General features: G+C 68.9%; 10 protein-coding genes. 3 read left to right on the top strand and 7 right to left on the bottom strand.

What is annotated here, in order from left to right:
• Positions 1 to 12 precede the first annotated feature (12 nt).
• The 7 genes from ACFWBQ_RS31800 to ACFWBQ_RS31770 form a co-directional block, all read right to left on the bottom strand.
• Complete coding sequence (locus ACFWBQ_RS31800; RefSeq protein ID WP_385504502.1) at positions 13 to 1,281, bottom strand: cysteine desulfurase; 1,269 nt, start codon at positions 1,279 to 1,281, stop codon at positions 13 to 15.
• A complete protein-coding gene (gene sufC / locus ACFWBQ_RS31795; protein WP_385504498.1) occupies positions 1,278 to 2,042 on the bottom strand; it encodes a Fe-S cluster assembly ATPase SufC in 765 nt (254 codons plus the stop codon). The genes ACFWBQ_RS31800 and sufC overlap by 4 nt, the downstream gene beginning before the upstream one ends.
• A gap of 7 nt (positions 2,043 to 2,049) precedes the next feature.
• Positions 2,050 to 2,367: a bifunctional 3-phenylpropionate/cinnamic acid dioxygenase ferredoxin subunit gene (locus ACFWBQ_RS31790; RefSeq protein ID WP_329212268.1), complete on the bottom strand. Its 318-nt coding sequence runs from the start codon at positions 2,365 to 2,367 to the stop codon at positions 2,050 to 2,052.
• The gene (gene sufD / locus ACFWBQ_RS31785) at positions 2,367 to 3,548 is read right to left on the bottom strand and encodes a Fe-S cluster assembly protein SufD (RefSeq protein ID WP_385504951.1); all 1,182 of its coding nucleotides are present in this window, start codon (positions 3,546 to 3,548) and stop codon (positions 2,367 to 2,369) included. The genes ACFWBQ_RS31790 and sufD overlap by 1 nt, the downstream gene beginning before the upstream one ends.
• Positions 3,549 to 3,608: 60 nt before the next feature.
• Positions 3,609 to 5,030: a Fe-S cluster assembly protein SufB gene (sufB, locus tag ACFWBQ_RS31780; RefSeq protein WP_385504493.1), complete on the bottom strand. Its 1,422-nt coding sequence runs from the start codon at positions 5,028 to 5,030 to the stop codon at positions 3,609 to 3,611.
• On the bottom strand, positions 5,027 to 5,776 hold the full coding sequence (locus tag ACFWBQ_RS31775) for a helix-turn-helix transcriptional regulator (RefSeq protein WP_385504484.1): 750 nt from the start codon (positions 5,774 to 5,776) through the stop codon (positions 5,027 to 5,029). The genes sufB and ACFWBQ_RS31775 overlap by 4 nt, the downstream gene beginning before the upstream one ends.
• 230 nt (positions 5,777 to 6,006) lie before the next feature.
• Positions 6,007 to 9,528 carry a S8 family serine peptidase gene (locus ACFWBQ_RS31770; protein ID WP_385504476.1) on the bottom strand — a complete coding sequence of 1,174 codons (3,522 nt, stop codon included), beginning with the start codon at positions 9,526 to 9,528 and terminating at the stop codon, positions 6,007 to 6,009.
• A 346-nt stretch (positions 9,529 to 9,874) separates the two neighbouring features.
• Here ACFWBQ_RS31770 and ACFWBQ_RS31765 point away from each other — a divergent pair, with 346 nt between their 5' ends.
• The 3 genes from ACFWBQ_RS31765 to ACFWBQ_RS31755 all read left to right on the top strand — a co-directional run bounded on the left by ACFWBQ_RS31765 (position 9,875) and on the right by ACFWBQ_RS31755 (position 12,631).
• A complete protein-coding gene (locus ACFWBQ_RS31765) occupies positions 9,875 to 10,801 on the top strand; it encodes an ABC transporter ATP-binding protein (RefSeq protein ID WP_385504471.1) in 927 nt (308 codons plus the stop codon).
• The gene (locus tag ACFWBQ_RS31760; protein ID WP_385504462.1) at positions 10,798 to 11,565 is read left to right on the top strand and encodes an ABC transporter permease; all 768 of its coding nucleotides are present in this window, start codon (positions 10,798 to 10,800) and stop codon (positions 11,563 to 11,565) included. The genes ACFWBQ_RS31765 and ACFWBQ_RS31760 overlap by 4 nt, the downstream gene beginning before the upstream one ends.
• Before the next feature lie 85 nt (positions 11,566 to 11,650).
• Positions 11,651 to 12,631 (top strand): heme A synthase, encoded by a 981-nt coding sequence (locus tag ACFWBQ_RS31755; protein ID WP_385504456.1) that lies wholly within the window; start codon positions 11,651 to 11,653, stop codon positions 12,629 to 12,631.
• Positions 12,632 to 12,687 lie beyond the last annotated feature (56 nt).

Below are 12,687 nucleotides of genomic sequence, written 5' to 3'. Positions count from 1 at the left end.
CAACCCTCGCCATTAACCGAAAAAGTTCCGCACGTGTTCCAGACCGTCCACCAGGGCGTCGACCTCGGAAGGCGTGGAGTACAGATAGAACGACGCCCGCGTCGTCGCAGGAATTCCGTACCGCAGGCAGACCGGCCGTGCGCAGTGGTGTCCGACCCGGACCGCGATGCCCTGCTCGTCGAGTACCTGGCCCACGTCGTGGGGGTGGATGTCGCCGAGCGTGAAGGAGATCGTCGCGCCGCGGTCCTCGGCCGTCGCCGGACCGATGATCCGGAGATCCGGGACCTCCAGGAGCCGCTTCACCGCGTACTCGGTGATCGCCTGCTCATGGCGGTGGATGTTCTCCATGCCGATGGCCGAGAGGTAGTCCACAGCCGCGCCGAGGCCGACGGCCTGCGCGATCGGGGGCGTACCGGCCTCGAACTTGTGCGGCGCGGGAGCATACGTCGACGAGTGCATCGACACGGTCTCGATCATCTCGCCGCCGCCGAGGAACGGCGGCAGGTCCTCCAGGAGCTCCTGCCGTCCCCAGAGCACACCGATGCCCGTCGGGCCGACCATCTTGTGGCCGGTGAAGGCCACGAAGTCGGCCTGCAGCGCCTGCACGTCGAGCACCATGTGCGGGGCCGCCTGGGAGGCGTCGATGCAGACCAGCGCGCCGACCTGCTGGGCTCGACGGATGATCTTCTCGACCGGGTTGATCGTGCCCATGATGTTGGAGACCAGGGTGAAGGTGACGATCTTCGTCTTCTCCGTGATGATCTCGTCGATGTTGGACAGGTCGAGCCGGCCGTCGTCCGTGATGCCGAACCACTTCAGCTTCGCGCCCGTGCGCTGCGAGAGCAGCTGCCACGGCACGATGTTGGAGTGGTGCTCCATCTCCGTGGTGACGATCTCGGTGTCGCTGTCGACCCGGTAGGGCTCGTCCGCCCAGCCGAGCATGTTGGCGACGAGGTTGAGCGACTCCGAGGCGTTCTTGGTGAAGATCACCTCGTTGCGACTGGGTGCGTTGATGAAGGCCGCGACCTTGTCGCGAGCGCCTTCGTACAGCGCGGTGGCCTCCTCCGCGATCGTGTACACACCGCGGTGGACGTTGGCGTTGTGCCGCTCGTAGTACTCGTTGAGCGCGTCGAGGACCTGGCGCGGCTTCTGCGAGGTCGCCGCACTGTCCAGGTAAACGATCTTCTTACCGTCGTGGACCGTGCGGTCCAGGATCGGGAAGTCCTTGCGGATCGCCTCGGTGTCGAGGAGGCCGGAGAGCCCCTGTCGGGCGTCAGTCACGCGGAAGCGCCACCCTTCGTGTAGGCCTCGTAGCCCTCGTTCTCCAGCGTGTCTGCGAGCTCGGCACCGCCGGAAGCGGCGATCCGGCCGTTGGCGAAGACATGCACGTAGTCGGGCTTGATGTACTTGAGGATGCGTGTGTAGTGCGTGATGAGCAGGGTGCCGACCTCACCGGTCTCGCGCACCCGGTTGACGCCTTCGGAGACGGTCTTGAGCGCGTCGACGTCCAGGCCGGAGTCGGTCTCGTCGAGGATCGCGATCTTCGGCTTGAGGAGCTCCAGCTGGAGGATCTCGTGGCGCTTCTTCTCACCGCCGGAGAAGCCCTCGTTGACGTTGCGCTCGGCGAAGGCGGGGTCCATCTGGAGCCCGGCCATCGTCTCCTTGACCTCCTTCACCCACGTACGCAGCTTCGGCGCCTCGCCGCGGACGGCGGTGGCGGAGGTGCGCAGGAAGTTGGAGACCGAGACACCGGGGATCTCGACCGGGTACTGCATGGCGAGGAACAGGCCCGCGCGGGCGCGCTCGTCGACGGACATCGCAAGGACGTCCTCGCCGTCCAGGGTCACCGTGCCACTCGTGATCGTGTACTTGGGGTGACCCGCGAGCGAGTAGGCGAGGGTCGACTTGCCGGACCCGTTCGGGCCCATGATGGCGTGGGTCTCGCCCTGCTTCACGGTCAGGTCGACGCCCTTGAGGATCTCCTTCGTGGCGTTGTCGGCCTCGACGGAAACGTGCAGGTCGCGGATTTCAAGCGTTGCCATGGGTGACTCAGGACTCCTGGGTGACGGAGACGAGCACATCGTCCCCTTGGATCTTTACGGGGTATACGGGGACGGGGCGCGTCGCGGGAAGACCGGACGGCTTGCCGGTGCGGAGGTCGAAGCTCGATCCGTGCAGCCAGCACTCGATCGAACAGTCCTCGACCTCGCCCTCCGACAGCGAGACGTTCGCGTGCGAGCAGATGTCGTTGATCGCGAACACCTCGCCCTCGGTGCGGACGACGGACACCGGCGTGCCGTCGAGCTCCACCCGCTTGGGGGTGTCGTCCTCCAGCTCGCTCAGCGCACAGGCTTTGACGAAGGCCATCAGACCGACGCCTTCAGCTCGGTCTCGATCTTGTCGAGGAGACGGGCTTCGACGTCCGGAAGGCCGATCTGCTGGACGAGCTCGGCGAAGAAGCCGCGCACGACGAGCCGACGGGCCTCCTCGGCCGGGATACCCCGGGACTGCAGGTAGAACAGCTGCTCGTCGTCGAAGCGGCCGGTCGCCGAGGCGTGTCCGGCGCCGACGATCTCGCCGGTCTCGATCTCCAGGTTCGGTACGGAGTCGACCCGGGCACCGTCGGTGAGAACCAGGTTGCGGTTCATCTCGTACGTGTCGGTGCCCTCGGCGGCGGCCTGGATGAGAACGTCACCGATCCACACGGCGTGTGCGCCGTCGCCCTGGAGCGCGCCCTTGTACGCCACGTTGGACTTGCAGTGCGGGGCGTTGTGGTCGACCAGGAGGCGGTGCTCCTGGTGCTGGCCCTTGTCCGTGAAGTACAGACCGAAGAGCTCGGCCTCGCCGCCGGTGGCCGCGTAGGCGACCCGCGGGTGGATACGGACCACGTCGCCGCCGAAGGTGACGACGATGGACTTGAAGGAGGCGTCGCGGCCGATCAGCGCGTTGTGCTGACCGACGTGGACGGCCTTCTCGTCCCAGTCCTGGACGGAGACGACGGTGAGCTTCGCTCCGTCGCCCAGGACGTAGTCGACGTTGGCGGCGAGCACCGCGTCGCCGGTGTGGTCGATGACGACGACGGCCTCGGCGAAGGCGCCCAGCTCGATGACCTGGTGGCCGTAGGCCACCCCGCCCTCGCCGTGCACGGCGATCCGGACCGGCTCGGTGAGCACGGCCTCCTTGGCGACCGTGACGACCGAGGCCTGCTCGAAGGACGAGTACGCCTGGGCGGCGACGCGGTCCACCGGGGTGCCGGCCCTGCCGAGCCGCGCGTCGTCGCGGCCGACGGTCTCGACCGTGACGCCTGCGGGCGCCTCGATCACGACCTTGACACCGCCACCGGTGGCGACGGCGGTGCCGTCGTGCAGTCCGCGCAGCCGCTCCAGCGGCGTGAACCGCCACTCCTCCTCGCGGCCGTGCGGGACCGGGAAGTCCGCGACGTCGAAGGACGGGGGCGCGCTCATGCGCGTGGCGACGGTGGACTCGGCGGCCACCGCGATGGACCCGGCGGTGGTGGACCCCGCCGGAATGTTCTGAGCCTCAGCCATGGCTGTCGTAGTGCTCACTTTCTCAGTCAAGAACTCTTCGGGACGCGGTCGGCAGGCGTACTAGCCGACCGAGCCCTCCATCTGCAGCTCGATCAGCCGGTTGAGCTCCAGGGCGTACTCCATGGGCAGCTCCTTGGCGATCGGCTCGACGAAGCCGCGCACGATCATCGCCATGGCCTCGAACTCGGTCATGCCGCGGCTCATCAGGTAGAAGAGCTGGTCCTCGGAGACCTTGGAGACGGTCGCCTCGTGACCCATCGACACGTCGTCCTCGCGGACGTCGACGTACGGGTAGGTGTCGGAGCGCGAGATGGTGTCGACGAGCAGCGCGTCGCACAGCACGTTCGACTTGGCGCCCGGCGCACCCTCACCGATCTCGATCAGACCGCGGTAGGAGGTGCGGCCGCCGCCTCGTGCGACCGACTTGGAGACGATGTTGGAGGAGGTGTTCGGGGCCATGTGGACCATCTTGGCGCCGGCGTCCTGGTGCTGGCCCTCGCCCGCGAAGGCGATGGACAGGGTCTCGCCCTTGGCGTGCTCGCCCATCAGGTAGACGGCGGGGTACTTCATGGTGACCTTGGAGCCGATGTTGCCGTCGACCCACTCCATGGTTGCGCCCTCGTACGCCACGGCGCGCTTGGTGACGAGGTTGTAGACGTTGTTCGACCAGTTCTGGATGGTCGTGTAGCGGCAGCGGCCGCCCTTCTTCACGATGATCTCGACGACCGCGGAGTGCAGGGAGTCCGAGGAGTAGATCGGCGCCGTACAGCCCTCGACGTAGTGGACGTAGGCGTCCTCGTCGACGATGATCAGCGTCCGCTCGAACTGGCCCATGTTCTCCGTGTTGATACGGAAGTAGGCCTGGAGCGGGATCTCGACGTGCACGCCCTTCGGCACGTAGATGAAGGAGCCGCCGGACCACACGGCCGAGTTCAGCGAGGCGAACTTGTTGTCACCGACGGGGATGATGGTGCCGAAGTACTCCTTGAAGAGCTCCGGGTGCTCCTTCAGCGCGGTGTCGGTGTCCATGAAGATGACACCCTGCGCCTCGAGCTCCTCGTTGATCTGGTGGTAGACCACCTCGGACTCGTACTGCGCGGCGACACCGGCGACCAGGCGCTGCTTCTCCGCCTCCGGGATGCCGAGCTTGTCGTACGTGTTCTTGATGTCCTCGGGCAGGTCCTCCCAGGACTCCGCCTGCTTCTCCGTGGACCGCACGAAGTACTTGATGTTGTCGAAGTCGATACCCGACAGGTCCGAGCCCCAGTTCGGCATGGGCTTCTTGCCGAACAGCTTCAGGCCCTTGAGACGGAGCTTCAGCATCCACTCCGGCTCGTTCTTCTTCTCCGAGATGTCGCGGACGACAGCTTCGGACAGGCCGCGCTTCGCCGCTGCGCCTGCCGCGTCGGAGTCGGCCCAGCCGAATTCGTACGTGCCCAGGCCATCGAGCTCAGGGTGGGCAGTCTCCGTAGGGAGCGTCATGCGGGGTTCCTCCCGGCCGTACTTGCAGATGCTGATTCGGTCGTCTGTTGAACTGTGTGCGCTGCGGGGCTGCTGCGCGGAACGAACGTCGTGCACACCCCGTCGCCGTGGGCGAGGGTGGCAAGACGCTGTACATGCGTCCCGAGCAGACTGGAGAAGAATTCCGTCTCCGCCTCGCACAGCTGCGGGAACTGCTCGGCGACATGCGCGACCGGGCAGTGGTGCTGGCACAGCTGCTCGCCCTGCTGCGGACCCGGTGCGCTGCGCGCCGTAGCAGCGTACCCGTCGGCCGACAAGGCCTTGGCCAGCGCCTCGGTGCGTGCCTCGGGGGCCGCGGAGTCGACCGCGGCGCGGTACGTCTCCCACTGGGAAGCCATCCGGGCGCGGGCGAAGGCGACGAGCGCCTCGTCCCCGCCCGTTTCGGCGATCCAGCGCAGGGCGTCGGCGGCGAGCTCGTCGTAGGACTGGTCGAAGGCGTCCCGGCCGCAGTCGGTCAGGGCGAACACCTTGGCCGGACGGCCACGGGTCCGTGCCCCGTACACCCGCTGCTCGCGGGCCTCGACGACGTCGTCGGAGACGAGGGCGTCGAGATGACGGCGTACCGCGGCCTGGGTCAGGCCGACGCGCTTCGCCAGATCGGCGGCGGTGGACGGGCCGTGATCCAGGATGGAGCGCGCGACCCGGTTGCGCGTCGAGCGCTCACCGGTCGCGAGTTCCTCCTGAGGAGCCTCGCCAACGTATTTCACAACGCCATTGTTGCGTAATTCATCCGGGCCTGACAACCCACCCCCGGACCGGGCACGGTGCGGTTCATCACTTAGGTGAACCTAAGTTGACCTGCAAAAATGATGATCACCGGCAAGCCTTCGCAGGTGAGCGACCCACGGCGCGGACAGGGGCCGGGCCTGCGAAAACGTGGGGCCGGCCCCCGGCGGAGGTAGCTCCGCCGGGGGCCGACCGAGTGACTGCGGGCCGGTCAGCCCGCCGCGAGGTCGGACCGCTCGGTCACTCTGATCGAGTTCACCAGCGTCCTGCCCTCATTGGCCACGAACCGGAGGTTCAGTTGGCCGTCGGTGACCGTGACGGTGAACGCACGGTCGTGCGCGGTGTACCGCCCGGCCTCCAGTGCCAGGTCGAGGTTGGGCACGAACTGCGTCCCCTCGGCCATCACATCGAAGACCCGGTCGGTCGGATCGTTGGAACCGAGCTCCGCGAAGCCCAGCTCGATCCGGTACGTGCCCGAGGGCAGCCCGTCGAAGCGGTACTCGTACATGCCCTGCCGGGCCGTCGCATAGCGTGCCGGGTCATCGGTCGCCGAGATGGTCCTCGACGTGGTGACCCGCGTGGCGCTCCCGAGGTACCCGTACGCGCCCGCGGAGTAGGCCGGGTCGACGATCCAGGTGTCACCGAGCGCGTCGACGGCCGCCTTCTTGGCGCCGCTGTCCAGCGCCGTCTGGTACGCCGGGACGACGACACTCACCGGGATCTCGAGCACCGGCGCGCGGCCGCTGTCGCTGGTGAGCACCAGGGTCGCGGTGAGGACCGTGCCGGGCGTGGCGCCCGTGGTGTCGAAGGCGAGCGGAACGGATGCCTTCGCACCCTGGTCGAGTGTGCCCGCGGCCAAGGGCAGCCCGAGCCAGCCCACGTCCTGCTTCTCGGTCACGGTGTAGGCCGACGCCGTACCGGCGTTCGACAGGTCCAGCGCGCGGGTACGGGACTGCCCGGCCGGAACCACCAGTTTGAAGGCGTCGTGCGCGGGCTGCACCAGCGGTGTGCCGAGTGCCGTCGTGGTGTACGCGATGTCGCCCGCCTTCGCGTCGACCGATGCGGAGGCCGTCGCGTAGCGGTCGGCCGAGACCTCCACGGTGTACTCCCCCGCGGCCGGCTGCAGCGCGTACGTGCCGTTGCCCGCCGTGGTCACGCTCTCCCCGCCGACGGTGACCGTGGCGCCGGCCAGCGGCTCCTTGTCGTTGGCGTCGACGACCTTGCCGGCCACGACGCCGCGGGCCTTGGCACCGAAGGACAGGCTGGTGCCGTCCGCGATGACCGGGGCGTTGTAGGAGTAGAGAAGCGCGTCCGTGCCCGTGGCGTTCTCCAGGCCCACCGTCGCGCCGGCGCCCTTGGCCGGCACGGTCTTGTAGTGGTACGAGACGGAGCCGTCCTCACCGATCACGGCGGAGAAGGTGGTGCGTGCGCTGCCGGTGACGACCAGGGCGTCCCGCCACTCGACGACGGCCTTGCGGTGCGGCGCGGTGCCGGTGACCGCCCAGTACACGCCTCCCGACGCGTCGACCGTCATGTTGTCCCACAGCGGGTAGAGCGCCCCGTTGGGGGTCCCGGTGGTGGGCAGCGTGGCGTTGGTGCTGCTGGTGGACGAGGTACCGAACGCCAGCACACCCTCGAGAGTCGCGGTCGCCGTCGTGTAGCCCTTGCCGTACAGCGTGAAGGTGAACGGCAGGCTGAAGGAGGCCGCACCCGAGGTGGTGGAGGTGTAGGTCAGTTTCTCGGTGCCTGCCGGGAAGTCGGCGGCGCTCTCGGTGCTGCAGGAGTAGCCGAAGGTATCGGTCCGGTCGTCCAGGGCGATGTCCTGGGTGCGGTCGGCGGCGATCTCGACCGTGAGCGAGGTCGCAGCCGCGCAGGCGCCTGCCGGGGTGACCGCCAGGGTGTACGAGCCCTGCGGGAGCGTGAGGCTGTACGAGCCGTCCGCCGCGGCGGTCGTGGTGACCGGGGTCCCCTGGGCCGCGACGACGGCGCCCGCCTCGGCGCCCGCGGAGCTGGTGACCTTGCCCGACAGGGTGGCCTCGGGCGCCGGGGCCAGCGGGAAGTCCTTGACCGCCGCGCCGTTCTCGACGACGGTCACCGCACCCTTGGTGCTGACGTATCCGAACTTGGCGACGGAGACCTCGTAGTCGCCGACCATCAGTTTGGGCAGGGCGTAGCCGCCGTCCGTTCCCGTCGTCGCGGTCGCGCTCATCGGCCCCTCGAAGGTGACGACGGCGTCGGCGACAGCGTTGTCGCCGGACGTGACGTTGCCGCTGACGGAGCCGAGCGCTCCGCGCGGGGTGGCGGTGACGGCCTCGAAGGCGTCGAGCCTGCCCTCGCCGAAGACGTTGTTGCGGGCGGCGGTGCCACCGCACTGGTCGGCGGCGGTGTCGATGGCGGAGGAGTCCAGCAGCGCCTCGGTGGCCGCGACGTCACCGGCGATGGCGGGCGAGGCCGCCCACATCAGGGCGACGGTCGCCGCGGTGTGGGGTGAGGCCATCGACGTACCGGAGATCGTGTTGTAGCCGCCGCCTGCCCAGGAGGAGCGGACGTTCACTCCCGGTGCCGCGAGGTCGGGCTTGATCTCGCCGTTCTCGCCCGTTCCGCGGGCGGAGAAGGAGGCGATGGCGTTGTCGATGTCGAATGCGCCCGAGGAATAGGAGTTGGTGTACGAGCCGGGGCTGCCCGAGGTGGTGCAGCCGGGACCGTTGTTGCCGTTGGAGAAGGCCGGGAAGATGCCGGCGTCCCGCCACGACTGCACGGTGTCCCGGTACCAGGCGTCGTAGACGTTGGCGCCCCAGGAATTGTTCACCACGTCGGGTGCCAGGTCCGGGCGCGGGTTGGCGCCGGCGGAGTCGGTGGGGGCAACGACCCACTGGCCGGAGGCGAGCAGGGTGTCCCGCGCGCAGGAGCTGGTCGCGCAGCCCTTCGCGGCGATCCACTTGGCGCCCGGTGCCACGCCGATGCCGTCGGCACCCACCATGGTGCCCATGGTGTGCGTGCCGTGGCCGTTGTTGTCGCACGGTGCGGCTGTGGCACAGACGGAAGCCGGATCGAACCAGTTGTAGTCGTGGCTGTACGTGCCGTCGGCCTTGGTGCCGCGGTAGGCGGCCTGGAGGGCGGGGTGGTCGTACTGGACGCCGGAGTCGATGTTGGCGACGACGATGCCCTCACCCTTGACGCCCAAGCTGCTCCACACCTTGGGCGCGTTGATCCGGTCGATGTTCCACTCGACGGCGTCGGTGCCCGTCTCGTCCTCGCCGGGCAGCGGGTCGGGGATCTCGATCGGGTCGTCGGCCTCGATCGACTCGACGTCGTCACGGGCGGCGATCTTCTCCGCGAGCGCCTTGCCGACGCCGGTGGCCTTGATCGTGTTGCTGATCCAGAACGTCTTGTAGGAGACACCGGCCCCGGTCAGCAGTTCGCGCAGACCGGCCTGCGACTGCTTGGCGTGCGCGGTCTTGGCCGCGTACAGCTTCCGCGCCCGGTCGTCCTTCTTGTCGGCCACGCGGGCTGCTTCGGTGTCGGCCTCGGAATCCAGATTGATCCAGAGCGTCGCACTGCCCTTCTCCGCCAGTGTGTTCAGGACCGAGGACTCGGTCTTCTGCTGGGAGAAGGTCGGACCGCCGGGAGCCGGCCGGGCGTGCGCGGGTGCCGCCGAGAGCGCCAGCGGCAGCGCCGTCAGAGCCGCTGTGAGTACCGCAAGAGGTCTTATGCGGGTGAACCTGAGAGCCACGAGCTGTTCTCCTTCTCTGTGGAGTGGAGGTAGCGCGGGTACCTGGCACCGTCCGCCGCCTGATCGGCAACAAACCGGGCCGCGTGAGATGTTGAAGGTCCAACAAAAGAAACGGAAGACAGCATCGGGGCGTGAGCGCGCCCGTGTGGCCGGATGTGTTCCTGGGCCCTCCGGGGTATCCGATCCCGGACTCGCCCGATGGGCTCCAACTTGACCAAGACATGACATCGAGAGGAAATGCTCCCGTCATTTCGCTCTCCGCGGGAAAATGGCCGGATCCCTGCGCCGCACCCCCGGGGAACCCTCCGCGCAGGACCCCGGAGCACCCCGCCTAGACTTGCCCGCCATGAGCAGCGAGTCCGTCGTACAGGTCAAGGCCCTGGTAAAGCGGTACGGCACCAAAACCGCAGTGGACGGCCTCGATCTGGAGGTCGGCGCGGGCGCGGTGACCGCGGTCCTCGGCCCCAACGGCGCCGGCAAGACCACCACCATCGAAACCTGCGAGGGCTACCGCCGGCCGGACGACGGGACCGTGCGGGTCCTCGGCCTCGACCCGGTCGCCGACGCGGCCGAGCTCCGTCCCCGCATCGGCGTGATGCTGCAGTCCGGCGGTGTCTACTCCGGTGCGCGCGCCGACGAGATGCTCGCCCATATGGCGAAGCTGCACGCCCATCCGCTGGACGTCGGCATGCTCATCGAACGCCTCGGACTCGGCAGCTGCGGACGCACCACCTACCGTCGGCTCTCCGGCGGCCAGCAGCAGCGCCTCGCCCTGGCGATGGCCGTCGTCGGCCGGCCCGAGCTGGTCTTCCTGGACGAGCCGACGGCCGGGCTCGACCCGCAGGCCCGCCGCTCCACCTGGGATCTGGTCCGGGAACTGCGCGCCGACGGCGTGTCGGTCGTCCTCACCACGCACTTCATGGACGAGGCCGAGGAGCTCGCCGACGACATCGCCGTCATCGACGCGGGCCGGGTCATCGCCCAGGGCAGCCCGGAACAGCTGTGCCGCGGCGGCGCCGAGAACACCCTGCGCTTCACCGGCCGCCCCGGGCTGGATCTCGCCTCACTCCTGAAGGCGCTGCCCGACGGCACCGACGCGGCCGAGCTCACCACGGGCGCGTACCGCATCACCGGGAAGATCGACCCGGAGCTGCTCGCCACCGTCACCTCCTGGTGCGCCCAGCACGGCGTGATGCCGGACGGCATCGCGGTGGAGCGGCACACCCTGGAGGACGTCTTCCTCGAACTGACCGGCAAGGAGCTGCGCGCATGAGCGCCGGTACGTACACCCCCCGTCCCGGCGCCGCCCCGCTGCCGCGCATGATCGCCGCACAGGCCGCACTGGAGACGCGGATGCTGCTGCGCAACGGCGAGCAGCTGCTGCTGACGGTGGTCATTCCGACACTGCTGCTGGTGCTGTTCAGCGCGGTGGACATCGTCGACACGGGCGCGGGCGAGCCGGTCGACTTCCTGGCTCCCGGCATTCTCGCGCTCGCGGTGATGTCCACGGCCTTCACCGGCCAGGCCATCGCGACGGGGTTCGAGCGGCGCTACGGGGTACTCAAGCGACTGGGCGCCTCACCGCTGCCACGCTGGGGCCTGATGACGGCGAAGACCCTCTCGGTGCTGGTCACCGAGGTGCTGCAGATCATCCTGCTCACGGTGATCGCCTTCGCGCTGGGCTGGTCGCCCGAAGGCAACCCGTTCGCCGTGCTGCTGCTCCTGGTGCTGGGCACCGTGGCCTTCTCCGGCCTCGGGCTGCTGATGGCGGGGACGCTGAAGGCCGAGGCAACCCTCGCGGCGGCCAACCTGGTGTTCCTGCTGCTGCTGGTCGGCGGCGGGGTCATCGTGCCGCTGGACAGGTTCCCGGACCCGGCGCAGTCGGTCCTGGGGCTGCTGCCGATCTCGGCGCTCTCGGACGGCCTCAGGGACGTCCTCCAGCACGGTGCGTCCATACCGTGGGGCAACCTGGGAATCCTCGCGGCGTGGGCCGTGCTCGGGCTGGGTGCGGCGGCGAAGTTCTTCCGCTGGGAGTGACTATGCGGTGACATACCGCTGATGTCGCGAGTCATCCGGGAATGACTCCACCCCTCGTGAAAACGTGCACAAGCCGTTGCCTACGATGGTGCGCGTGGAAACCCCCCTCTCCTACATCGCCAAGCGCTGGACACCGTCCCTGAGGACAGCCCGGCGTGCCGCACTGACCGCCATCGCGATGACCGTCTTCATCATCGTCACCGGCGGTGCTGTGCGGCTGACCGGTTCCGGCCTGGGCTGCGACACCTGGCCCAAGTGCACCGACGACAGCCTTTTCGCCACGCCGGAACAGGGCCTGCACGGCGCCATCGAATTCGGCAACCGGATGCTCACCTACGTCCTGTCGGCCGCGGTCGGCTGGGCCATCATCGCGGCGCGCTCCGTGAAGCCCCGCCGACGCGGTCTGACGCGGCTGGCCTGGTCGCAGTTCTGGCTCGTGATGGGGAACGCCGTCATCGGCGGTATCACGGTCTGGGCGGGCCTCAACCCGTGGTCGGTGGCCGGGCACTTCCTGCTCGCCAACTGCCTGCTCACGGTGGCCGTCCTCACCTGGGTACGGATCGGCGAGGGAGACGGCCCGCCGCGCCCGCGCGCCCCGAAGCCGGTGCGCACCCTGTCCTGGGCGCTCGTGGTGACCTCGGTGGTCCTGATCGCGCTCGGCACCACGGTGACCGGCTCGGGCAAGCATGCCGGGGACAACAGCGACGTACCGCGCATGCCGTGGGACTGGTCCGCCGCGGCCCATGTGCACGCCATCGCCGCCTGGGTCGTCTGCGCCCTGGCCGTCGCGATGTGGCTGGCCCTGCGGATGGTGGACGCGCCCGCCGACACCCGGGCGCGCTCCCGGGACCTGCTGATCGTCCTGGTGGCGCAGGGCGCCATCGGGTACGTGCAGTACTTCAGCGACGTCCCCGAGATCCTGGTGGGGCTCCACATGCTCGGCTCGGCCCTGATGTGGATCGCGGTCCTGCGGTTGCTGCTGTCGTTGCGCGAGCGCCCGGTGGCGGGGGCCACCGTTCCCGCCCCGGCGGCCGGACAGCAGCCGGAGCACGCGCCCGTGGCCTGATCCACACGAACGGCCTCCGCCGTCGTACCCGAGCGGGTACGACCTGTCTCTTATAC

Origin of the sequence: Streptomyces sp. NPDC060035 (genome assembly GCF_042736635.1) — a bacterium.
GTDB lineage: Bacteria > Actinomycetota > Actinomycetes > Streptomycetales > Streptomycetaceae > Streptomyces.
Note: the sequence above shows the minus strand (reverse complement) of the source record. Positions and strands in the feature narration are given on the sequence as shown.